This is a genomic window from Paenibacillus massiliensis 2301065 = DSM 16942 (assembly GCF_000377505.1).
In the GTDB taxonomy this organism is placed as follows: domain Bacteria; phylum Bacillota; class Bacilli; order Paenibacillales; family Paenibacillaceae; genus Paenibacillus; species Paenibacillus massiliensis.
The window spans coordinates 40,041-64,382 of record NZ_KB898194.1 but is presented as its reverse complement, the minus strand read 5'-3'; the positions used below and the strand labels follow the sequence as shown (position 1 = coordinate 64,382).

Here is a 24,342-nt window from a genome sequence, read left to right as displayed (position 1 = left end):
CATTAAGCTTATTGAGTTTTGATCCGTAAATCTTCATTTAAATTCGGAAAAAGCTATAAGGAAAAACCTTCAACGACCTGTCTCGGTCATTGAAGGTTTTTTTCATATCCGTAATGATTATTATAATAGATCTGCCGCCAGTTGAGCCAGCTTGGAGCGTTCACCCTTCTCAAGGGTAATATGCCCGCTGATCTCCTCCTGTCTGAATCGTTCCACTACATAGGTCAATCCGTTGCTCGACGCATCCAGATAAGGATGGTCAATCTGCTCAGGATCTCCCATCAGAATGATTTTACTGCCCTCTCCCACACGAGAGACGATCGTCTTGATTTCATGTCGGGACAGATTTTGCGCTTCATCTATAATAATGAATTGTCCTGGAATCGAACGACCGCGAATGTAGGTAAGAGCCTCGACTTGGATGCTGCCAAGTCCCATGAGAATTTTATCAATATCTCCTGCCTTCTTAACGTCAAAGAGATATTCCAGATTGTCATAGATCGGCTGCATCCATGGCCGAAGCTTCTCCTCTTTCTCCCCTGGCAGGTAGCCGATATCCTTCCCCATTGGCACGACGGGCCTAGCAATCAGGAGCTTCTTGTACTTATGCTCATCCTCGACCTTCAACAGACCCGCTGCGAGGGCGAGCAAGGTTTTTCCCGTACCGGCTTTTCCCGTAATCGTAACCAGAGGTATATCGTCGTTGAGCAGCAGCTCCAGCGCCATTCTCTGTTGAACATTGCGGGCTGCAATTCCCCACACGGGCTCATTACTCAGATAGAGTGGCTCAAGCTTGCTTCCCTCCTTGTTCACCCGTAATAGAGCCGATTTGCCTGTGCCCATTTCATCCTTCAAAATGACAAATTCGTTAGGATACAGCTTGAAGGACAACTGCAATGGTGCAATGGCCAATTGCCGGAATGAATAGAATTCATCAATGATCGAAGGATGCACCTGAATGGTGAGGCAGCCAGAGTAAAGCTCTTCAGGACCTGCCGTCCGATCCGATAGAAAATCCTCCGTCATGAGCCCGAGTACATCGGCCTTGATGCGAACAAGCACATCTTTGCTCACAAGCACTACGGTTTTCGGCTCAGCCTGTTCCTTCTCTTCCATCTGATAATTCAAAGCAACGGCCAGAATTCGATTATCGTTGGACAGTTCTCCGAACATTTCTTGTACCTTCAAAAAGCTGCGGTGATTGAGCTCCACCTTCAACCTGCCTCCATGTGGAAGCGGTACGCCACTATGCAAATGACCGCTCTCCCTTAGAGCATCGAGGAGACGGGATACGTATCTGGCATTGCGTCCAATCTCGTCAGCATTGCGCTTTTTCGAGTCAATTTCTTCTAAGACCACTGCGGGAATGATGACTTCATGTTCTTGGAATGCAAATATGGCTTTAGGATCATGAAGCAGGACATTGGTGTCGATCACAAATATTTTCTTCATAGCTATCCCCTCCAAAGCGGCATCTGTTCCAGGACGCACATGCTGATCATGCACGGACAATCATGCGCTCCATACATATTAATATTCCCGGCGGACACAATAATTGCAGGTTCCCGTTAAAATTGCCTCACCTCCTTTTCAGAACAGGGAGGAACATACGAATCAGATACAAGTAAAGGAGGAGTCTTTGTGAAAGTCTATGCATGTATCATGCTGCTCAGTCTAGTACTGACTGCCTGTGGTGTATCCAGACAAGAGCAAAATATTAGAGAGCACAGTGTGCCAAATGGCCCTGCAGCTCACCCCGTAGAAGATGTGGCCCGCCTGCCACAGGAGGCCAATGCTACTGAGCAGGCTGATCATCTAGCCAAAATAGCTCGCAGAGTCAACGGGGTGGCGAATGCGAACTGTGTAGTTCTTGGCAATACGGCCATCGTCGGCATTGATGTGGACGGAAAGCTGGAGCGTGCCGATGTAGGCACCATCAAGTATTCCGTAGCCGAAGCCATTCATAAGGACCCGGATGGTCTCAACTCCCTTGTCACCGCTGACGCCGATATTACCCAGCGCTTATCAGAAATGGCTGCAGATATCCGGGCGGGACATCCCATTCAGGGATTTGGCCTGGAGCTGGCTGATATTATGGGACGCTTAATTCCGCAAATGTCTACAGATACTCAAATATCCGAGAACGAGCCACAGATGAATAAAGGTAAACCAACAACCAACAGCGGCCAACCATACACCAATAAAAACGAAAAAGCCCAGTGATCACTCACTAGGCTTTTTTCATGGCAGAAAAGACCTGGGCATCCAGCTTCTGGGCTGCACGCTCATCTTGAACTCTTGCATATTGAGGCGGCGAAGCCAGCTCCATGCCATAAAACAAGGCATTGCGAACGGCCTCAATCGTAATATCAAAGCAACAAATTTTGAAAGGTACATCCTTCAACGGGTCCTGCACAACACTGGCACGTCCGTTAATGGCATAGATTGTCCCTTCACCGAACACAGTCACTGTGACCAGCGGAGACTTGTGCATGTTGTGAACAAGACGCGAACGATGATCCACAGCAATACGTAATGTGGCAGGGTTCACCGCATAAATCCAGGAGAGCACCGTGGAAGTGGGTCCTCCACTATCCGCATCAATCGTATTGATGATGACGAAAGTCTCTTCCTGCAGTTGATTCCACAGCGTATCTGGCAAATGGGTGACCATCTCGGACATCTACGTCCCTCCCTCAGCACCACTACTCTTACTTATTAAGAATTATATCACAGAATCATAGTATCATTCAAAGGCTAGAGTTGTCATGTATTGCTGCCAGCATCTCCACTATCATCGGTTCCACCGAGATCCTTCTTGATGTGTGCTCCATCATATTCCGCCTTGAGAGCTTGCTTGGCTTCCTCCAGCTTCTCTTCGTCAATATATACATACGGACTTCGCCAAGTACCAGCTACTGGATTGTATGTGACATTGTCCTTGGATATATTCCAATAAGTAGAGACAAGGTTCTTCATTTGCGCTGTCTCAATGTCCATCGTCAGGTTTTTGTCCACGGCTTCAATGACATTCCCGAATTTCGTGAGTCCATTAAAGCTCTGCATCTGATCAATCAAAGCACGAAGCACCTGGTTCTGACGCTGATTACGTTCAAAATCATCAGAAGCTGCGGTACGCGGTCTGCAATTGGATTTGCGATATCTTACAAAATCGAGCGCTTTATCACCATTCAAATGCTGCTCTCCAGCCTTCAGATTGATGTCAGTACCGTCTGCTGTATCACGATAGCACATGTTCTTGTCCACCGTAACGCTGACGCCTCCCAGCTCATCTACCACATCACGGAAGCCCTGGAAGTTCAGAACGGTCACATAATCAATTTTCAGCCCCATGTACTCGCTGATCATCTTCTTCATTTCTTCCTCAGCACTTACTCCTGACTCTTTTTCCCGTGATTTGAAGACCGGATAGTATTCATTCAGCTTGCGTGATCTGTAGCCATCTAGCTCGAATTTTGTATCACGTGGCAAAGATACCAGCGTCGCTGATTTTGTCTTCGGATTCAATGTAGCTACCATAATCACGTCCGTAAGGTAGGTTTGATGCTTCGGACGATAGTCCGTCCCGAGCAGCAATACCGTCAGAGGCTTAGCCTCTGCTAATTCCGTCTGTGGAACGGGCTTATTGATTCCTGTATCCAAAACGGCCTCGACCTTGTTCAAGATATAGTATGTGTAAAGACCTCCGGAAATCAATCCAATGATCATAAGGAAAAGAACAAATTTCATGAAGGAGCGAAAGAAGCTCTTTTTCTTTTTTTTGCTTGCTTTGGCTCGTTTTCCAGCTCGTTGACGTGGGGGCAGATTATTCTGGGAGTTGCTCATGATTCAACACCTTTTCGCTTAAATAATGAGGACACAAGATCTAGCGATATCATATGAATAAACAAACGTCTATCTATCTATTCTCACAGAGACAGACGGTAGTTAGAAATTAATAATACAATTTTTAATCTCCAAAAAAACGCGAAACGGCGAAGCCCCGGAAGGGACTCGCCGCCGCGGCTGACCAGCATTTGGAACAGATGCTCTCTCTGGCCAAATTGCCGATCTGTGCTATTATGAATTCGCTTGTGCCATTTTACGTTGCTTCTCGGCACGCTCACGCTCACTCTTGTTGAGAATTTTCTTACGCAGACGGATGGATTGTGGAGTAATCTCACAATATTCGTCATCATTCAGATATTCAAGTGCCTGCTCCAGTGAGAAGATACGTGGTGTTTTCAACTTAACCGTATCATCCTTGGTAGCGGATCTCACGTTCGTCAGCTGCTTTTCTTTGCAGATATTCACGACAATGTCGTTATCACGAGTATGCTCACCAACAATCATACCTTCATAGATCTCAGTACCTGGCTCAAGGAACAGAATACCGCGGTCCTCTACTCCCAGCATACCGTAGAATGTGGAGGTCCCATTCTCAGTGGAGACTAGTACGCCTTGATGACGCCCGCCCACTTGACCGCCAACCAGTGGTCCATAGCTGTCGAATGCATGGTTCATTACACCGTAGCCACGGGTCAAAGTCAGGAAGTTCGTGCTGTAACCAATCAGGCCGCGAGCTGGAATCAGGAACTCCAGACGTACCTGGCCGCTACCATTATTGATCATGTTCACCATCTCCGCCTTACGCATACCCAGGCTTTCCATGACAGATCCCATGCTTTCTTCCGGAATATCAATCAAGAGGCGCTCGATCGGCTCCATCTTCTTGCCGTCGATTTCCTTAATGATAACTTCAGGCTTGGACACTTGCAGTTCATAGCCTTCACGACGCATATTCTCAATAAGAATACCCAAGTGAAGCTCACCACGTCCGGATACGATAAAGGCATCTGGGCTATCCGTCTCGTCAACACGCAAGCTCACATCAGTCTCCAGCTCTTTCAGCAGACGATCACGCAGCTTACGGGAAGTAACCCATTTACCTTCGCGTCCAGCAAATGGACTGTTGTTCACCAGGAATGTCATCTGCAGCGTAGGCTCATCAATCTTGAGTACAGGCAGTGCCTCTGGTTGATTCGGATCAGCAATCGTCTCACCGATATTGATATCCTTAATTCCAGCAATCGCTACGATATCTCCAGCGCCAGCTTCTTCAGTCTCGATACGCTTCAATCCCTGGAAGCCGAACAGCTTCTCGATCCGTGCGGATTTCTTGCTACCGTCACGCATCATGACTGCAACCGGTTGTCCCTGACGGATAACGCCACGGTTCACACGACCAATGGCAATACGGCCAAGGTATTCATTATAATCCATCAGAGTAACCAGAAATTGCAGAGGCTCATCAACCTTCTCTGTTGGAGCCGGGATATGATCTACGATCATCTCATAGAGAGCCTGCATGTTCTCATCCTGCTTCTCAGGGTCCGTACTGGATGTCCCGTTCAATGCGGAAGCATAGACGACAGGGAATTCCAACTGATCATCATTGGCACCGAGCTCGATGAACAGATCCAGTACTTCATCAATTACCTCTGCCGGACGAGCGGCAGGACGGTCAATTTTGTTCACAACTACGATTGGTGTCAGATTCTGCTCAAGCGCTTTGCGCAATACGAACTTCGTCTGTGGCATACAGCCTTCATAAGCATCAACTACGAGTAGTACGCCGTCAACCATCTTCATAATCCGTTCCACTTCGCCACCAAAGTCGGCGTGTCCCGGGGTGTCAACAATGTTAATCAGATAATCTTTATACGTAATGGCTGTGTTCTTCGCCAAAATTGTAATTCCGCGCTCCCGTTCGAGATCATTGGAATCCATGGCTCTTTCCTGTACCGCTTCGTGCTCGCGAAATGTTCCGGATTGTTGAAGCAGCTTGTCGACGAGCGTCGTTTTTCCGTGATCGACGTGGGCAATGATCGCAATGTTGCGAAGATTCTCTCTTGCATGCATGGTTTGTTCATTATCCTTTCCTATGTCAAATAATGGTCTATATATCTCTATATGCTGCGGATTTTGCACGACTGTGCAGACCCGGAACCATTCACTCACAAAACAAGCGCCGGGGAAACACTCCGACGCTGCACAATATCCCTTATATTATAGTTGAATTTAAGGATAAATCAAGAGTTTTCAATTACCAGCCCTCGTTTACCAGATCCGTTTGCCCCCTCGGCGAAGGATAAGCCACAGACCACCCGCGATCAGTAACACCGCCAAAATGTAGCTGATACTCGTCTGCAGCAGCGTAAAAATCAAGAAAATGATGGACAGAACCCCGCTCCATATGCCAAGAGCAAAGGCCAGACGAGGACGTTGAACCTCAGAGACAGCATACTCCAGCAGCCCGACCGCAACACCAAGCAACAAAAACGGCCATAGGTATGTCATCAGACCCCAGCCCCAGGTGTTGCAGAGAAAGAACAAAACCCCGTAGACGGTCAGAATCCCGGCTGGTATGAGTGTGTAAGCAGGCAGAAGTCGGGACATGTAGAGAATGTGCAGCACGATTCCTGGAGCCAGAATGAGCAAAGGCCAAAATGCCTGTCCAAGAAATGCGAACACCCCCAGCTTGCCAAGCAAAATAATAAGCCCTGCAGCGACGATGGCTATACCGATCAAGCGTTCTTTTCCGGAATTCATATTTTCACCTTCTTTTGTGAGATTCACTGGGAAATGGATAGCGACAAAGCGCTCCCTAACTGTGTTGTTATGATTAGTTTAGCTGATGTTCTCCGAAAAAACTACTTCATCCGGCTTTTTTCTTCATAGCCATTTTCTGCGGTTTTATGTTAACGTGCTATCCCCTGCCAGGGCTCCGGTTCGACGTACGATCTGCTCATGAATAATTTCACTCAGAATCATTAGACTATTATGAGGTCATGCCTGTTCTTTTACGGTATTGGTAATATATACCTACAAATACTAGCAGGCATGCCAGCACCAACGGTAAAAGTGGATGGGACGCGTAGGCAAGCTGCGAGAGCCAGGAGCCCAACTTGGGATCCTGAAGTATCATCTCGCCGGATGTATAGGCAAGGATGGCTGAGCCGGCCATGACGAGCGCTGGATAGCGATGTAGCAGATCCGCAATCAGGGTACTGCCCCATACAACAATTGGGATACTGAGGGCAATCCCGATAACTATTATGGAGAGGTCTCCACGGGCAACCGCAGCAATAGCCAGCACATTATCAAGGCTCATCACAAAGTCAGCTGCTAGAATAATCTGAATTGCTTTTCCGATGGTCGCCGCCTCACGCACCTGTTCGGCATCGCCATCATCAAACAGCAGCTTGAACGAGATCCAGAGCAATAGTAGCCCGCCTGCAGCCTGAATATAAGGGATTCCTAGCAGCAGCACGGCTGCAAAGGTAAGTATACAGCGTAGCAGCACGGCCCCCATGGATCCCCACCAGATGGCCTGTCGACGCTGCCCGGCTGGCAGGTTCTTACTTGCCATCGCAATGACGACGGCATTATCTCCGCTAAGTACTAAATTGATCATGAGTATTTTGGCAAGTAGCAGTATATGCTCCATTGTATAATCCCTCCCATCCTAGCTCTATGCGGAAGGGGGCCAAGCTATGCTTGACTGGGTACACGTAGAGGACTATAATTGGTCCATTTAATAGGCATTAAATAGGTTTATTAGGGTTTTAAAAAAGTAGATCAAGGAGTGAATGAAGTGGAGCTATCCTGGCTACAGTTTTTAGCTATGCTACTAAACGTCGTATTTATTGATCTGTTACTAGCTGGAGATAACGCTATCGTAATCGGGCTCGCTGCTCGCAAGCTTCCTGCAGATAGCCAGAAGAAAGCGATTATTTACGGAACAACAGGTGCTGTACTTATTCGAATTCTAGCCACCATCGTGGTGCTATGGCTTTTGCAAATTCCGTGGTTGCTGCTCGTGGGTGGAGCCATGCTAATCTGGATCGCTACCAAGCTGTTGCATGATCAGGAGGAGCATGCGGATATACAGGCAGGTACCACACTGTGGCAAGCCGTTCGGACGATTGTTGTGGCTGACGCCGCAATGGGACTGGACAACGTCATTGCTGTTGCTGGAGCGGCGCAGCAGCATTTAATTCTTGTAGTGCTTGGTCTCATGATTAGCGTTCCCATCGTCGTATGGGGCAGTACCCTCTTTATCAGACTGATCGAGAAATTCTCTTGGATTATCTATCTAGGAGCTACCGTACTTGGATATACTGCAGCGCATATGATTACACAGGAGCAAGGACTCGCCTTTATGTTCGCAGGTCACCCGGTATGGCAGAACCTGTTCATCATACTAATCGTCGTTGGTATTCTCGTTACGGGCTACTTGCGCAATCGTAGACTTCGATTACGACAGCACAACAGCTCCTTTTCTTGAGCAGACTAGGAGTCTCTCCTCGGACAGATGGGTGTTTTATTCGGAAAGTATAACTAAAAGGCCGAAAGTTTCGCATAGCGAGCTATCGGCCTTATTTGCATTCACTCAAAATGAATGATCTGAAGAGCATACTCGACAGGACTCCTACTTTCAACAGCTCTACACTCCCATACTTGCTCTGGTCAAGTACTAGAACCAATCCTCGTTGATGGCCTGGTCATCCAGACCTCTCACATCTTTGCCTGCCTCCAGTGTGATCGTTTCCGTCTTGGCGACAGCCTCCTCGATGAGGGTTGGTAGCTCCCGCAGGCTTGCTTCGATCTTCTCAACCACCCACAGATTGGGGTTCGTTGCCGGAGATTTGGGTATGAACAATGTGCAGCAATCCTCATACGGCAAGATGGACAAATCATAGGTGCCAATATCTTTGGCTTTATCAATGATATCATTTTTGTCCATCATCACTAAGGGGCGCAAAAGCGGCAAATTCGTCGCACGTCCAATAACATTCATGCTCTGCAGCGTCTGACTTGCCACTTGTCCGAGGCTATCCCCAGTTACGAGGGCGAGAGCCCCTTCCTTCTCAGCCAAGCGAGTAGCAATACGCAGCATGGCTCTCCGCATCAGCGTTATGACCAGATTTTCCTGACGTGTCTGCGTGAATGCCGTCTGCACCTCTGTAAATGGTACCAGATGCAGACGGATGTGTCCGGCATAGCCTGACAGCACCTTGGCCAGATCAATGACTTTTTCCTTGGCTCGCTCGCTTGTATAAGGATAGCTGTAAAAGTGAACACACTCCACCTCCAGACCACGACGCATAGCAGACCATGCTGCTACCGGACTGTCAATCCCGCCGGACAAGAGCAGCATGGCCTTGCCGTTCGTTCCCAGTGGATATCCACCAGCCGCAGGGATGACTTCACAGAACAGGTAAGCTCCTTGCTCACGCACCTCAAGACGAAGCTCTACATCCGGCTCTCTGACATTCACCTTTAGTCCTGGACAAGACCGAAGCACCGGGGCACCTATCAGGTGGTTAAGCTCATGAGAGGAATGAGGGAACTCCTTCCACACGCGCCGAGCATTCACCTTGAAGGTGGCTTCTTCAGGCAGATTTAGCTCCTGCATAAGTGCAACGGCCTTGCTTGCAATATCCTCCACGTCAAGCTTCGCAAGCTTGACCGGACTGATCGACGTAATGCCGAATACCTTTTGCAGCACCTTGATCATCTCTTCTCCAGATTCACCATTCAGTACGATATAGAGACGTCCGAATTCACGTTGGATGACAGCCTGCGGAAAAGCCTGCAGCAATGCTCTGACATGCTTCAGCACAGCCTTCTCAAAACGAGCTCTGTTCTTTCCCTTTAATGTGAATTCCCCGAATCTGAGTAATAATAGATCATAATTCATCTTCTTTTGTTCCACCCTTCCCATCCCTTCACTCTCTCCGACATCTGCTTCAGTGCTGTAATCAGCTCTCCGATATCAGATTCCGTATGCTCCTCCCCGAAGCTGATGCGAATGCCTTGCGACGCAAGCTGCTCGCTTCGTCCCATTGCCAGAAGCACACGACTAGGCTCCGTGGCACGTGAAGAACACGCTGATCTGGTTGACACGAGCACACCAAGCTCCTCCAGCATGTGCAGCATAACCTCGGCCTTCATATGCTCATGTGAGAAATGAACGATATGTGGTGCTTCCTGCCCGCTGTTGATGTGTATGCCCTGGATACCCTCCAGCAACTGCGTAATCCGGTCTCGGTAGTCTGAGCATCGCTTGGCAAAGCTTTCCTGTCTTTCACCCGCTAGTCGAACAGCCTTGGCCATACCTACAATTAAAGGAATATTCTCCGTCCCGCCGCGCAAGCCACGTTCCTGCCCACCTCCCGAGATCAATGGAGTAAGCAGAACTCCTTCACGAACGTACAACAGCCCAGCTCCCTTTGGCCCACGAAGCTTGTGAGCGGATATGCTGTATAAGTCGATACCGCTGTTTCCAAGCTGCACAGGTAGCTTTCCGAAGGCTTGAACACCATCCACATGGAATAGTACTCTGGGAAAATGTGATTTTAACAGCGCTCCGATCGCTTCTACCGGGTTTACGCGGCCAGTCTCATTATTCACCTGCATAATGCTCACGAGTATGGTATCCTTGCGGACCGCATTCAGTACTTGTTCTGGAGAAATATGCCCCTGACTATCTACACCAAGCACCTCGACCTCGAATCCTTCGCTTTGCAGTTGAAGACACGCTTCGTATACCGATGGATGCTCCGTCGCAGATGTGAGGATATGACGTCCCCGGGATGCATGTCTCCGTGCTGCTCCTTTAATGGCCATATTGTTACTCTCCGTTGCTCCCGAGGTGAACAATACTTCTTCAGGCTTTACACCAAGCGCACGCGCGCACACCTCTCGTGACCGCTGTAGCAATTTATGGGCTTGATCTCCATATTGATGGATGGAGGACGGGTTCCCGAACTGCTGCAGCATGACCTCCGTAATGGTCTGAATTACTGATGCATCAGGAGGTGTCGAGGCTGCATGATCAAAATAAAGCAAAGGCTTTGTCTCCTCTCTACGCCAACCAACACAAATAGACCAACAGGAGAAATCAGGCAACGGAGTGTATCCGCGCGAAAATATCCCCATATTGATCCTTTGGCTGATTACTTGTGCTCTACCTAGTCAGATACTGGCAGATATTGAATTCACCCTATTATTAGCCAAGAAGATACTTGCTACGAGCATCCTGTATCTTGGAAATGTATTTCTGAGTCTCTAGTGGCAATTGACCGAGCACGCTCATCAGTTCCGCATCTGTGGACACTCCCAAGCGGTTAACCCGGGTTGGTCCTGCATTGTAAGCAGCCAGAGCCATTTGCTCCTGCCCATTGAAGCGCTTGAGCTGATAAGACAAGTACCTGGTACCTGCATCTATGTTCTCCGCTGGATCGAAGGAATTGCTAACGCCTAATCCCTGTGCCGTAGCATCCATCAATTGCATTAGTCCCTTGGCCCCTGCCGATGACACAGCGTACGGGTTAAAGGAGGACTCTGTATCAATGACTGCCTTAATCAGTGATTCTGCAACTCCATATTTACGACTGGCATCGGAGATCAGCGCATCATAAGCAGTTGGCTTCGTCTCGCCTTCCTCTGCACCAGTAGCTTGGAATAACAAAGGATTGTAGGCTGAAGCTCCCTTGGATGGGCCAATATGAAGCCAAAGCAGGCCATCTTCTTCCGTGACATCTCCTTGAATCGTACCTTCCGAAGACTGCGCTGCAGCAGCGGCAAGGATATTGGAGAAATCCGTACTGGTGTCAGATACCGAATTAGCCGTAGAAGTATTGTTATATTGTGATTCCAACAATGTCTTCGTCACGTGAGGGTCTATTTGCATGTCCCTTGTCCCAACTTTCTATATGGCATTATAGCCTATCATACACCGTTTTACTAAGCTCTGCCATAAGTATTTGTCGAAAAAAGAGGCTCGAAAGCTCATTAAATGAACTTTCGGAGCCTCTCACGCCAATTTTCTACAACAGCTAATGAGTTATTACTACCTTATGAATGGAAGAAAAGCAAAATAACCAATCGTGGCTAACACACCAAGGCCAATGGACCAGCCACCTGACACCTTGCGTCCTTGCGAGTAAGCATAGAACCCCAGAATTACTGCGACAGGGCCCAGGATGACGGACCACATGAACATCGCAAGAATCCCCAGAGCAACTCCAATATAACCCGATACTCGTCCTGCATCAGAAGTTCTATCCGTGGTATCTGACACTCTGTTGGAAGACACCGGGGCTACCTCTGCTGCATACTCCTCTTGATGATCCATACGAGGATAATCTACTCGTTTTCGGTCCTCATGCTTGTGTGTATGCTCCACAGGCTTGGGATCATCACAATTTTTTCCTTTGAACTCCATTTCAAGCACCTCCTCAGCAATTAGACCGCTACTGCTAGATCAGGAACAGCATTACTTTCTAGGCTTGAATGTGTGACAGCAGGTTGCTGCGGAAGTCTCCGCATGACCTTCCTGTTCTGTGCCAAAGCTTTCACTTGCATACTCTTCCTTGAGTCTGCTCTTGGCATACTCGTCGATGTTGATCAAGATCGCTTCGGCATTACAAACATTGTCTTGTCCCCAATAATTACAGTTCGACACACTACAGCGTACGGTTGGGCGAGCTTCATGATTCATTTGTAGGATCACCTCATCAATAAGTATCCCCCCCTTTTCCTCTGCTATCCTGCTTGCAGTATGCCAGTTGATGGAGAGCGACACACAACACAAAAAAGACGCACATGCTCAGAGAGCTGTACGTCCTTTTTTCATGCAATATATGATTGGATTTATTTATATGCGTCTCTTGGCAATAATGCAAATTTATTCATTTGCTTCAAGTGTTGTCCTAAGCGCGACGAGTCTGCATGCGACGCTGAGTCAAATAGTCACTTTCATAATAAGACAGGTCATCACGAAGCTCTTCATACACCTTAGTAACGTCCATTACAACGGAACGCACCTCTTCAAGCGGCTTTTTGCGGAAACGAATGGCATCCTGCCCTGTATAGGCATATCTTCCATCCTCTGCATACGTCTCATTCTTGGGATAGAAAAAGCTGTTTACACAGTCGTGATAAACATTATATAAAGCCTTCTCAGCAAAATCGACATCAAAATTAGCGCGGCGAAGCACGACTCCCAGCTTCTCATAGGACACTTCAGAGTACACGAGCAGATGTCTGAGATCCGACAAGAACCCTTTGTAATAATGAATTGTTTCCTCGTCCTGATTCACAGTCAGCTGCGGAAGCGCATTATCGTTCAAGAATAATTCCAGACGCGCAATTGCCGTTTTAAGCTTCTCCTGAGAGGACTCACATAATTTTTGAACATTGACTGCTGACATAGATACAGCTCCCCTTTGATCAGTTCCTTAATTGCATTCAATACATTAGCTACCACTCAATGGTTACCCGTTAACACCTATGGCCAAACCTAATTCATTTAATTTGCTCTGTAGGCCTTGCTTATAATCAGTTCTAATCCTACCACAAATCAGGGACAAACGGTATAAAAAACTACAAACCAATCCACGCTAAAGCAAAGCTAAATAACTCAAGCACAGGAGGCATTGCATATGGCCCGTTCCACATGGGGAAAAGTGGCAGGAATCGCTGCGGCAGCCGCTATATGTGCGGCACTGATTACCACCTTGAACACGAGTCCAAAGGAGCGTCACGCTACACCTGCAAAGCCGCAAGCTACAGGGCTGTCCGCAAGCCCTCAGCAGGAGCAGAAGCTGAAAAGAATGACGCTAAGCCAGGATCTGCAAGCAACCGAGCAACTGTCACGACAGGATACCAAAGCCCATCTCAAGGAGCTACTGAACTCCAGACACGATCATAACACGAAGCACATGCGTGATGTTGCTGGCAAGCTGCGCAAGACACATGATCATTTTCATACCCTGATCTGGATGGATCTGCGTCATGGCAAGGAATCCCATATCACGGAATCCAGTGGGAAGCTGAGCTCTCTAACGAGCAGTAAGGAAGCAAGAGAAGCACTAAGTGCTGCCAAGAAAGCACTACACCAGGGCCGAACCTACGAATCAACAACCTTTGCTGCAGGCGACAAGAACTATTACATTATGGCCGTTCCAGATCGGGATCACACACATGGAGTCATAGCTGTCATGGACCACAAAATTCTTGCCAAGGTCAGGGATCATCAGCGCAACAATCTGCGCATGATTCCATATCCCAAGGAGGGCGAGTACAAAGTTGAGTCTGTTCTTCCCAACACGATGAAAAATATGACCGTCAAGACAGGACACGATAATGCAAATGCGAGCCATTTTTACGAAAATGAAATCGTCGTTCGCTTCCGCTCCGACCCAACCGAGGAACATATGCAAAAGATTATGACCGCGCTGAACTGTGACAAGGGGCGCAAGCTGGGCAACAATTATGTCTTCAAATCCAAGCACCATAACTACAAGGAATTAAAGCATTATTTCACAGTGAACTGGGACCCTCTGTACACCGAGCCGCATTACCTCTATATGACGAACGAAACTGTAACCGAGCGCCCAGGTTTTCCTAATGATCTGCTCTTTTCTGAATATCAATGGAACCTGCCAGCCACAGAGACAAACAAAGGGTGGAACCTGTCGCGAGGCAGCAAGGACGTGATTGTAGGGGTAGTAGACACCGGTGTGGATCTGGATCATCCAGATCTTCAAGGGCAACTGCTGGAAGGCTATAATGTCGTTGACTCCGCTCAGAAGCCATATGATGATGTCGGACATGGTACGCATGTAGCAGGAATCATATCTGCTCTCGTGAACAACAATGAAGGTGTGGCGGGAATGACCTGGTACAATAAAGTACTCCCTGTAAAAGCACTTGACCAATCTGGCTCCGGGACGACCTATTCGGTCGCCGAAGGCATCATCTGGGCTGCAGATCACGGTGCAAAGGTCATTAATATGAGCCTCGGCAATTATGTCGACTCCGAGTTCCTGCATGATGCAGTTAAATACGCGTACGACAAGGACATTGTGCTGATTGCCGCCACAGGCAATGATAATACGGAGCGGCCCGGCTATCCTGCGGCGTATCCTGAAGTATTTGCGGTATCTGCTACCGATGCCAATCAGGAGCGTGCATCCTTCTCCAATTATGGCGATTATGTCGATGTCATGGCTCCTGGCGCAAGCATTGCCAGCACCTATCCAGGTAATCAATACGCCGCCTTGTCAGGGACATCCATGGCTAGCCCTCATGTAGCTGCATTGGCTGCGCTCATCCGCTCTCACAACCCTAAGCTTAAGAATCATGAGGTCATGGATGTGATGAGGCAGAATGTCATTGATCTTGGTGAGCCGGGGCATGACAAATATTTTGGCTATGGACAGATTGATGTCTATAAAGCACTTGTAGCCGCAGAGTCCAAGAGCAGTGCACTGCAATTCTGGCCACAGCAGCTCCGGGACAAGCTGAATGCCATCCTGCGGAGACGTTATTAGAAGACCTGCACATAGAAGGTAATTAGAGGGATGACACGTACACAAAAGGTGTGCAGTATCGCTTATGACTAACATAGCGGACTGCACACCTTTTGTTTATCTTATCATTTATCCATTAATCATTTATCTAGATCTTCTACAGCACATGCATTTGTTCGGGAGGAAGCGGCTGTTGATCTTCATTCAGTAGCTCGCAAAGCAGCTTCAGCCCCTCCTTCAGCTCCTCTTCGCCCGCAAACGAATAAGATATCCGAATTTCCTTCATTCCCGTCCCTCCAGCGTAGCATACCTCACCTGGCAAAAAAGAAATTCCTCGCTTGTCAGCCTCACGACTGAGCCTTCCAAGGTCCGTATCATCAGGTAGCTTGATCCAGAGGTTCAGTCCTCCCTTGGGAGTGACCCAGCTAATACGTCGCGGAGCGTGAGCAGCCAGAACTGCGACTGCAATCTGTAGGCGTCGGCTTAATAGTTTCCTCAGATTCGAGACATGGTTGCCCCATTGCTTCGTCAGGAACGGCAAGAGCGCTTTTTGCGTAAGTAGCGGGCTGCCCAGATCGGCTGTAGATTTCGCAGCAATGAGTCGTGACAATACACTGCCTTGGGCCGCCATACAGGCGATACGGCAGCCTGGAGCGAGGATTTTGCTAAAGCTCTTAATGTAGACCACATGTCCCCCCTGATCAAAAGACTTAATGGGAGGTGGAGGTGGAGAGTCAAAGTATAGCTCGGAGAACGGATCATCCTCCACGATCAGACAATGATAGCTTGCAGCCAGCTCCAGCAGCTGCTTGCGACGAGCCAGACTCAGATTCAGACCTGTCGGATTATGGAACGTTGGATTCGTGTAGATCAGCTTGGGCGGATGCTGGTCACATAGACGTGTCAGCATATCCAGCTTCATGCCCTGCTCATCCATAGGAACCATGATAATTTTTGCGCCCCGACTGGTAAATACATCAATAGCCCCCGTATACGTTGGAGCCTCGACATAGACGACATCCCCTGGCCCGACAAATGTTCGTGCTACCAGGTCAATGCCTTGCTGCGCTCCGCTCGTAATCAGCACTTGATCTGCCGACACCTGTATCCCCTTTTGCCGCAAAATTTCTGCAAACTGAGCCCGTAATTCGAGATCTCCCTCGAAGGCACCATAATGAGCCATCAACTCCGGATTGTCCGACAGATGTTTGTAGGCGTTATCGACAATATCCCGTACAGGCAACAGCGAAGGATGAAGCGCCGCCAAATGGAACGGATAGCGAGAATGAAGCTGATGATTGAAATTACGCCACAGCTGTGCTCGGGGCAAATAATCAACGAGTGTCATTTGCCAGGTCTGGTCTGCTTCCTCCTTAGCAGGGGTTGCTGGTGCTGAGGCTGCTACAAAGCAGCCTTTTCCCTGACTGCAGGTGATCAGATGCCCTGACTCCAGCTCAGCGTAGGCCCTGCTGATGGTCACCTGACTGACAGCAAGGCTGGCAGACAGCTGACGGACAGAGGGCAAGCGTGTACCCGGCGCAAGCAGACCCGAGCGGATGCGATCTGCGATCGTGCCTGCAATTTGCTTGAACAGCTTGACTGATGTACCTGATCGGTTAAGCTCAATATGCATGAATCTCTCCTCCAGCTGAATACTGTTAGCTTTACTGTTATACTGTTAGCTTTACTGTTATACCACTTTCCATGTATGATACTACAAATTTAATCTATACAGAGCGGGTATGCCGAAAATTGATGTGGTTTGAGCGTAGTATACCACGGCATAGAATAGCTGTCTGTTATAGGAACCATAGGAGATGAAAGCAGTGAAGGACAGATTTTCGGCTTTGGCCAACAACTTGGGCTCATCCGCTGTAAGGGACATCTTGAAGCTGACGCAAGGGAAGGATATTCTATCACTGGCTGGCGGACTACCAGCGGAGTCCTTTTTCCCAGTAGATGCGCTTCGTGAAGCTTACGCAAAAGTGTTCGAACATGGCGGAGCTGCACTGCAATATGGACTAACAGAAGGATTAACGCGTCTGCGCGAGCAGCTTGCGAGTCAAATGAGCGAGGATGGAATTGAAGCTCAGGCGGACCAGATCATCATGACTACCGGATCACAACAGTCGATTGATCTGATTGCCAAAATTCTGCTTGATCCTGGTGACCACATTTTAGTGGAATCCCCGACCTATTTGGCGGCCTTACAGGTATTTCAGTCCTATCGTGCCTGTCCGACCATGGTAGATACCGACAAGGATGGAATGCTTCCTGACGATCTTGAAGCGAAAATTATCCGTCATCGTCCAAAATTTATCTATGTCATTCCAACGTTCTCCAATCCCTCCGGGCAGGTGTGGAGTATTGAGCGTCGAGCCAGTGTGGTAGAGCTATGCCGTAAGCATGGGGTGCTGATCGTAGAGGATGATCCATACGGCAAACTGAATTTCCATCAGCAAAAGTACCCTTCGCTGTATGCGCTAGATCAGCAGTACGGTGGGTCAGGTAATGTGCTATATACTAGCACTTTCTCGAAGATGGTGGCTCCGGCGCTGCGCTCTGGCTGGGTCGTTGGTGATCTTGAGATTATCAAAGTCATTGCCAAAGCCAAGCAAGCCGCTGATCTGCATTCCAGTCTGATCGACCAACGCGCTCTGTCCGAGCTGCTCGCTTCCTTTGATCTCAAGGCTCACATAGCCACGGTATCCGCGGAGTACTACAAGCGTCTGCTTAAGCTTACGGACCTTATCAAGTCTCGTCAGTGGGAGGGAATTAACTGGGTTGAGCCACAAGGCGGGATGTTCATGTGGGTGCAGCTCCCTGAGCACATTCAATCTGATGTCCTGCTGCGTCATGCAGTGGAGGCGGGAGTGGCCTTTGTACCAGGACAAGTATTCTATCCCGATGGATCAGGCACGAACCGAATCCGCGTGAATTTCACCCATACAGACCCAGGATTGCTCCCTGAGGCAGTCGAAAGACTAGACCGAGCGCTTCGTCAATATGCTGCGGCAGAAGTACTGCAATCCTAAACAGCGCATGTGAAGTCAACCGACTACGGCAGAATTAAAAACATCAGGACACCACATAGCTTCAAGATACCAAAAAGCTTCAAGATACCAAAAAGAACCTTCAGACTTCAGCGGCTGCGAAGTTCGAAGGTTCTTAAGCTTTTGGCTATTAAAGATACAGTATGAAGTATCTCTCATGAAAGCACGTAGAGCGTGCAAGGTTGCAGTTAGGAAAGTCTTCCGTAAGCCGGGTTCTGTGCTCGTTGTGGTCCTAACGGGAACTACCCTTCCACTATAAAGCGACAATCATCTATCTAGGCCATCCATTACTGAACAGCTCCAGCGACCAACCCAGACACACCTCGGGCTAAGGCTGCTTCCGTGAAGAAGCTGTGTCCCATTAGGTCTTGCTCCAGATGGGGTTTACCAGGAATGAAGTCACCAGCATTCCTCGGGGTCTCTTACACCTCGGTTCCATCCTTGCCTGTGCCGCCATGAAGCGGCCATCGGCGGTCCATTTCTGTGGCACTATCCTTCGACTCGCGCCGACTGGACGTTATCCAGCATCCTGCCCTGTGGAGCCCGGACTTTCCTCTCGCGGCTGCCGCCGCCAGCGATTGTCTGTCAAACTTTCCGTACAACATTACATAGTATACAAGGATTCACCCCTCGTTACAAGTCCTGTTACAGTAATTCTGTTGGATATTCCAGCAGTATTTACATCAAGGGATAACAGAGAGCTACATAAAGACAAAAGGCTCTGTATTGATCTCCGATGCAAGTACCTCCGTCTCATAGCGCTGACCAGATAGCTTCTCTCCTAGCCACTCTGCCAGCTTGGACTTCATAATTTTCTCCGTGTTATGTCCTGGATCGATAATAGTCATTCCTGCCATGAGTGCATCATGAGCCGTATGGTAATCAATATCTCCTGTGACAATGACATCGGCTCCCTTGAACTGCGCCTTGCCCACATAACGACTGCCAGAGCCTCCAAGAACAGCCGCCTTCTTGATCGTCCTGTCCAGATCACCGACCACACGAACCTGATTTACATCAAGTCCCTGTTTGACTACATCCACATATTCACGAAGCGTCATGCTCTGCTTCAGCTTGCCGACTCGTCCCAGACCAAAGGCTTTACCCTGAAGCTCTACATGATACAGGTCATATGCCACTTCCTCATAAGGGTGGGCCTTGATCATCGCTTGCAAGACTTTACTACGTGCTTGAGCTGGCACAATGGTCTCCACCCGAACCTCATCTACCTTTTCCACACGGCCTACCTGACCGATAACTGGACTAGTGCCCTCTCCAGGCAGGAATGTGCCTGTACCTTCCACATTGAAGCTACAATGACTATACTTCCCAATATGTCCGGCTCCTGCATTGAGTACAGCATCCAGCACCTGCTGGTGGTGCGTCTTGGGCACGAATACTACCAATTTATACAACTGCTCGGTATACGTAGCCTCCAGCGCAGAGCTACTCTCAATGCCAACAGCCTCAGCCATCCAATCATTGATTCCGCCCTCAGCCGCATCCAGATTGGTATGGGTGATATAGACTGCAATGTCATGCTTTATTAATTTCTCGTACAGCTTTCCGACTGGCTGATCGGTATTCAACGACTTGAGTGGTCTGAAAATAATCGCATGATGGGCAACGATCAGGTCCGCTTGAACGCGGATAGCCTCCTCTACAACCTCATCATTGACATCTAACGCAACCAGTACACGCTTGATCTCTTTTTGCAGACTGCCCAGTTGAAGACCAATCCGGTCATCAGGAACCGCCAGATATTTGGGAGCCAATTGCTCCACGAGGCCGATTACGGTTTGTCCCTTGGCAAACATGCCAGCACCTCCTCTAATTGTTGAATCAATAATCGCAGCTGCTCCTTCTTCTCCTGAGCCGCTTCCTGGCCCGCGAGCTCCAATTGCTGTGTCACATGCTGAAGCTTGGCAATCTCTCCCTGCCATTTGCGAATGAATACCTCATTCACCTTATGCAGCAGAAGTGGCCCCATGCGAATCATGAGGTCCTCATCTACCCGAACAGAGCAGCCAGCGAGCGTGAAAGGCTTGTACAAGTCAGAATGTGTTGTGCTAATTGAGGTGCCAGGTACCGCAGTGAGGATTTCGTACACTTTACCGTCTTCCTCCAAAATGTGCTCATTCACCAAAATCCAGTTATGGCGAATGAGCCATTTGCGCAGAATATCCTCACCTACATTCGGCTGCAGAACCAGTCGTTGAACGCCTGCCAGCTTCTCCTTACCACTATCGAGGATATTCGCGATCAGTGCACCACCCATGCCTGCGATTGTAATAACATCCACTTCATCCAGCTGCAGCACAGCCAAGCCATCTCCCTGCCTGACATCTATACGGTTACCGAGGCCTGCATCCAGCACCTGCTTGCGTGCTGCCTGAAGCGGGCCAGCATTGACCTCACCAGCCACCGCGCTCACTACCCTACCACTCCGTACGGCAGCCACCGGCAGCAGAGCATGATCCGAGCCGATATCTGCCATACGGGAATGTGGTGGTATTTGCTCCATAATATACTGCAATCGATCCGAGAGTTTCATCCGTTCACCTACATCTTCTAGAATGTACTATTGACTGATTCTCATCTTCTTGTTTATTAATTCTTGCCTTTCGGGGTCCCAATCATTTGCAATACCTGTAAAAAAAAGATAAAATAAAAACACAGTCGAAGCAGAGCAAGGGATTTCTTTAGATAATAGAATTATTACTTTCAGCGAAGCTGAACAATTCGATTATCGCAAGAAATATTTCAACTAAAGGCGGTCTGGCTTCTGTGAAAGTACGTCGATAGATTTTTTTCTCACAAAAGAAACCGCTTCTGCCACACGTCCATAGCCCGAAAAAAAGACCCTCTGCAGTCTAGCCCGCAGAAGGTCCGCAACGTTCTCTATTCCAGAAAATCCTTAAGCCGTTTACTCCGGCTAGGATGGCGAAGCTTGCGAAGGGCTTTGGCTTCAATCTGGCGGATCCGTTCACGAGTAACGCCGAACACCTTGCCTACTTCCTCCAGGGTCCGTGTACGTCCGTCATCCAATCCGAAACGAAGACGCAATACATTCTCTTCACGCTCCGTCAACGTGTCCAGCACATCCTCCAGCTGCTCCTTGAGCAATTCATAGGCTGCAGCATCCGCAGGAGCAAGCGCCTCCTGATCCTCTATGAAGTCTCCAAGATGGGAATCGTCTTCCTCACCAATCGGTGTCTCCAACGATACAGGCTCTTGTGCGATTTTCATAATTTCTCGTACTTTCTCAACACTCAATTCCATCTCAGCTGCGACTTCTTCAGGTGTCGGTTCACGCCCCAACTCCTGCAAGAGCTGCCGAGAGACACGAATGAGCTTGTTGATCGTCTCCACCATATGAACAGGGATACGAATCGTTCTTGCTTGGTCTGCAATAGCACGGGTAATGGCCTGACGAATCCACCAGGTAGCATACGTACTGAATTTGAAACCTTTGCCATGATCGAACTTCTCAACAGCCTTGATCAGACCCATGTTACCTTCCTGAATAAGATCAAGGAAGAGCATTCCACGTCCTACATAACGCTTGGCGATACTGACCACGAGACGTAGATTGGCTTCAGCCAGCCTGCGCTTCGCTTCTTCATCCCCGTTCTCGATTCGTTTGGCAAGCTCGATCTCATCATCAGCTGACAAGAGCGGTACGCGTCCAATCTCCTTCAAGTACATACGAACAGGGTCGTTGATTTTGATACCTGGAGGCAAGCTCAGATCATCATCAAAGTTGAAGTCATCATTATCATTGGAATCTGGATCATCACTTGGACGCATTCTGGCGATGTCTTCGTCGTTGTCATTCACGACATCAATCCCCATATCACCTAGCTGCTCATAGAATTCATCCATCTGTTCGGGGTCTTGATCAAATGGCGATAATTTTTCCATGATATCCTTGTAGTTCAAGGAAGATCTCTTTTTACCTAATTCAATTAGCTGATCCTTTACCTGATCCAACGTTAGTTCCGTTTCTAGTTCAGTATGTTGATCATTCGCCATAATTCGACTCCCTCCTCCCTAGAAACATCCGGCCTACTCCTTATTGTCTCTCTAGGGCTATAATATCACTTGCTATTTGTGCTGCCAGCAAAAAATCACCAGAACGCTCTGCGGCGATCATCTGCTCTCTTTTCTCATTCAACTGCTGCTGCAGCGGATATTTCCTGACCTCCCGGATACAATCATCCAGCATGGATGGCTCCCAATGACCTGGTGTGTCCATCATCGTAATCGAGCTTACAGCCTTCTCCAGACGATCATCTTGAAGCGAGGACATGAACCTGCTTGGGTCAGGGGGTTTACCTTGTGCATAATATGCATACAGATAAGCAGCAATAGCTGCATAATCATCGATATTGAAAGCATCTCCCAGATTCTCTTCTACATACAGGGCGGCATCAGCATCCTGAATCATCCAGGACAGCAATCTTCGCTCAGCTGCATGATAAGCAGGGAGTACTTGAGGGGTTGGTATTTGGGCTTTTTTATGCCTACCATTATTCCACCTTTTGGCGTTATTATCCCCAGGCAACTGTTTTTTTTGCAGAGATTGCCTCAGCAAATTGCACTCCTGCTTAAGAGTCTCATAATCGACATTCACTTCAGCAGACACCTCTCGCAGGTATACCTCGCGTTCCGTAGGCGAAGATAACGGGGCGATAACCTGAAGTGCCTCCTTGGAATAAGCGATTCTTCCCTCTTCTTCTAGGAGTATATGGTTTTTTTTCAGATATATAAGCTTAAATTTGACGGTTGACACGGCCCCATCAATAATCTGACGCTTAAAGCGATCACTTCCATAACGTCTGATGAAATCATCCGGGTCCAACCCATCACTCAGCAGGGCCACCTTCACCCGCAAACCGACTTCCTCTAGGATCGGAAAGTTCTTCAAGGCAGCTGCTTGTCCAGCCGAATCTCCATCATAGCACAAAATAACCTCTTCACACAGACCCTTTAGCATCAAAGCATGATGTTCGGTAAGTGCTGTGCCCATAGCCGCGGTGCCCTGATGAACACCTGCCTCCCAAGCTGCAATCACATCACCGTAGCCCTCGAATAGTACCGCCTGACTCATCTTGCGGATAGCAGGCTTGGCTTGATGCAGATTGTAAAGGGTTCGGCTTTTGTTAAACAATCGACTCTCGGGTGAGTTGAGATATTTCGGCTGTCCCTCCCCCATAATCCGTCCGGCAAAAGCAACCGTCTTGCCGTTGCGGTTCCAGATCGGGAACATGACACGATCCCGAAAGCGATCAACATACCCATCTCCTTCATGACGGGCAGACACCAGGCCTCCTCTTTCCATCTCCGCCAGATCAAAGGATCTCTTCTCAAGAAACTGGACTACAGTATCCCATCGGTTGGGGGCATATCCTATCTGGAATTGATCAATGATCTTGTCCGTAAAGCCTCTTGAACGAAGATAGTCCATAGCCGCCTTGCCATGTTCGGTATTCTTCAATAAGAAATGGTACAGCTTCGCAGTCAATTCATAAGCCTGCAATAGTCTTTCTACCTCAGGATGTTGGTGTGACGTATCACGCCCCTGCCAATCCCCCAGGGGGATATGACTTTCCTCTGCCATGGATCTGACCGCTTCGGGAAAGGATAGTCCTTCGATTTCCATCGTAAATTTGATGGCATTGCCTCCCATACCACAGCCATAACAGTAGAAAATTTGGCGATCAGGCGTCACCGTGAACGAAGGGGTCTTCTCCGAATGAAACGGGCACAGACCTTTCATGTATTTCCCCTGCTTGGTTAAATGCACGTACTTGCTTACCGTATCTACGATATCATGCTGCTGCAATACCGCCTCAATAATCTGCTCCGGTATACTGCCATGTCCGGCACTCATTCCAACC

The 24,342-nt window shown here is 48.6% G+C and carries 21 protein-coding genes and 1 other RNA gene; 4 read left to right on the top strand and 18 right to left on the bottom strand.

The features are described from left to right. Positions 1 to 120 precede the first annotated feature (120 nt). On the bottom strand, positions 121 to 1,452 hold the full coding sequence (locus tag D328_RS0119720; RefSeq protein ID WP_025677079.1) for a PhoH family protein: 1,332 nt from the start codon (positions 1,450 to 1,452) through the stop codon (positions 121 to 123). Between the two features lie 189 nt (positions 1,453 to 1,641). On the opposite strand from D328_RS0119720, the gene D328_RS0119715 reads away from it, so the two are divergent. After that, positions 1,642 to 2,223 carry a YhcN/YlaJ family sporulation lipoprotein gene (locus D328_RS0119715; RefSeq protein WP_018886761.1) on the top strand — a complete coding sequence of 194 codons (582 nt, stop codon included), beginning with the start codon at positions 1,642 to 1,644 and terminating at the stop codon, positions 2,221 to 2,223. A gap of 7 nt (positions 2,224 to 2,230) precedes the next feature. Here D328_RS0119715 and D328_RS0119710 read toward each other — a convergent pair whose 3' ends face one another. The 5 genes from D328_RS0119710 to D328_RS0119690 form a co-directional block, all read right to left on the bottom strand. Continuing rightward, positions 2,231 to 2,683 (bottom strand): pyridoxamine 5'-phosphate oxidase family protein, encoded by a 453-nt coding sequence (locus D328_RS0119710; protein ID WP_018886760.1) that lies wholly within the window; start codon positions 2,681 to 2,683, stop codon positions 2,231 to 2,233. A gap of 83 nt (positions 2,684 to 2,766) precedes the next feature. Then, positions 2,767 to 3,846, bottom strand: coding sequence for an LCP family protein (locus D328_RS0119705; protein WP_018886759.1), 1,080 nt, complete (start codon positions 3,844 to 3,846; stop codon positions 2,767 to 2,769). 234 nt (positions 3,847 to 4,080) lie between these two features. Continuing rightward, positions 4,081 to 5,922 carry a translational GTPase TypA gene (gene typA / locus D328_RS0119700; protein ID WP_018886758.1) on the bottom strand — a complete coding sequence of 614 codons (1,842 nt, stop codon included), beginning with the start codon at positions 5,920 to 5,922 and terminating at the stop codon, positions 4,081 to 4,083. Between the two features lie 198 nt (positions 5,923 to 6,120). Further along, the gene (locus tag D328_RS0119695; protein ID WP_018886757.1) at positions 6,121 to 6,612 is read right to left on the bottom strand and encodes a hypothetical protein; all 492 of its coding nucleotides are present in this window, start codon (positions 6,610 to 6,612) and stop codon (positions 6,121 to 6,123) included. 229 nt (positions 6,613 to 6,841) lie between these two features. Further along, a complete protein-coding gene (locus D328_RS0119690; protein WP_018886756.1) occupies positions 6,842 to 7,510 on the bottom strand; it encodes a TerC family protein in 669 nt (222 codons plus the stop codon). Between the two features lie 177 nt (positions 7,511 to 7,687). Here D328_RS0119690 and D328_RS0119685 point away from each other — a divergent pair, with 177 nt between their 5' ends. Continuing rightward, positions 7,688 to 8,350, top strand: coding sequence for a TerC family protein (locus D328_RS0119685; protein WP_051091174.1), 663 nt, complete (start codon positions 7,688 to 7,690; stop codon positions 8,348 to 8,350). Between the two features lie 189 nt (positions 8,351 to 8,539). Here the strand turns inward: D328_RS0119685 and thiI are convergent, their stop codons facing one another. The 6 genes from thiI to D328_RS0119655 form a co-directional block, all read right to left on the bottom strand. Then, positions 8,540 to 9,766 carry a tRNA uracil 4-sulfurtransferase ThiI gene (gene thiI / locus D328_RS0119680; protein ID WP_026281279.1) on the bottom strand — a complete coding sequence of 409 codons (1,227 nt, stop codon included), beginning with the start codon at positions 9,764 to 9,766 and terminating at the stop codon, positions 8,540 to 8,542. Then, complete coding sequence (locus tag D328_RS0119675; protein ID WP_018886753.1) at positions 9,763 to 10,917, bottom strand: cysteine desulfurase family protein; 1,155 nt, start codon at positions 10,915 to 10,917, stop codon at positions 9,763 to 9,765. The genes thiI and D328_RS0119675 overlap by 4 nt, the downstream gene beginning before the upstream one ends. Positions 10,918 to 11,077: 160 nt before the next feature. After that, positions 11,078 to 11,761, bottom strand: coding sequence for a lytic transglycosylase domain-containing protein (locus D328_RS0119670; RefSeq protein WP_018886752.1), 684 nt, complete (start codon positions 11,759 to 11,761; stop codon positions 11,078 to 11,080). Between the two features lie 159 nt (positions 11,762 to 11,920). Then, the gene (locus D328_RS0119665) at positions 11,921 to 12,295 is read right to left on the bottom strand and encodes a hypothetical protein (protein ID WP_018886751.1); all 375 of its coding nucleotides are present in this window, start codon (positions 12,293 to 12,295) and stop codon (positions 11,921 to 11,923) included. Between the two features lie 51 nt (positions 12,296 to 12,346). After that, positions 12,347 to 12,571 (bottom strand): DUF1540 domain-containing protein, encoded by a 225-nt coding sequence (locus D328_RS0119660; protein ID WP_018886750.1) that lies wholly within the window; start codon positions 12,569 to 12,571, stop codon positions 12,347 to 12,349. Positions 12,572 to 12,782: 211 nt separating this feature from the next. After that, positions 12,783 to 13,283, bottom strand: coding sequence for a YpuI family protein (locus D328_RS0119655; protein ID WP_018886749.1), 501 nt, complete (start codon positions 13,281 to 13,283; stop codon positions 12,783 to 12,785). Positions 13,284 to 13,514: 231 nt separating this feature from the next. Between D328_RS0119655 and D328_RS0119650 the strand changes: the two genes are divergently transcribed. Then, positions 13,515 to 15,407, top strand: coding sequence for a S8 family peptidase (locus D328_RS0119650; RefSeq protein ID WP_018886748.1), 1,893 nt, complete (start codon positions 13,515 to 13,517; stop codon positions 15,405 to 15,407). Between the two features lie 136 nt (positions 15,408 to 15,543). Here the strand turns inward: D328_RS0119650 and pdxR are convergent, their stop codons facing one another. Beyond that, positions 15,544 to 17,019: a MocR-like pyridoxine biosynthesis transcription factor PdxR gene (pdxR, locus tag D328_RS0119645; protein ID WP_018886747.1), complete on the bottom strand. Its 1,476-nt coding sequence runs from the start codon at positions 17,017 to 17,019 to the stop codon at positions 15,544 to 15,546. Positions 17,020 to 17,212: 193 nt separating this feature from the next. On the opposite strand from pdxR, the gene D328_RS0119640 reads away from it, so the two are divergent. After that, positions 17,213 to 18,421: an aminotransferase-like domain-containing protein gene (locus D328_RS0119640; protein ID WP_018886746.1), complete on the top strand. Its 1,209-nt coding sequence runs from the start codon at positions 17,213 to 17,215 to the stop codon at positions 18,419 to 18,421. Positions 18,422 to 18,628: 207 nt separating this feature from the next. Here D328_RS0119640 and rnpB read toward each other — a convergent pair. The 5 genes from rnpB to dnaG form a co-directional block, all read right to left on the bottom strand. Then, positions 18,629 to 19,033: RNase P RNA component class A (gene rnpB / locus D328_RS30395), an RNA gene on the bottom strand. A gap of 107 nt (positions 19,034 to 19,140) precedes the next feature. Next, positions 19,141 to 20,256, bottom strand: a complete 1,116-nt coding sequence (locus D328_RS0119635; protein WP_018886745.1) for a Nif3-like dinuclear metal center hexameric protein — start codon at positions 20,254 to 20,256, stop codon at positions 19,141 to 19,143. Further along, entirely contained in the window at positions 20,232 to 20,993 is a 762-nt protein-coding gene (locus D328_RS0119630) for a tRNA (adenine(22)-N(1))-methyltransferase (RefSeq protein ID WP_018886744.1), read from the bottom strand. The genes D328_RS0119635 and D328_RS0119630 overlap by 25 nt, the downstream gene beginning before the upstream one ends. Positions 20,994 to 21,340: 347 nt before the next feature. Continuing rightward, complete coding sequence (rpoD, locus tag D328_RS0119625; RefSeq protein ID WP_018886743.1) at positions 21,341 to 22,474, bottom strand: RNA polymerase sigma factor RpoD; 1,134 nt, start codon at positions 22,472 to 22,474, stop codon at positions 21,341 to 21,343. A gap of 40 nt (positions 22,475 to 22,514) precedes the next feature. Then, on the bottom strand, positions 22,515 to 24,335 hold the full coding sequence (gene dnaG, locus D328_RS0119620; protein WP_025679310.1) for a DNA primase: 1,821 nt from the start codon (positions 24,333 to 24,335) through the stop codon (positions 22,515 to 22,517). Between the last annotated feature and the right edge of the window lie 7 nt (positions 24,336 to 24,342).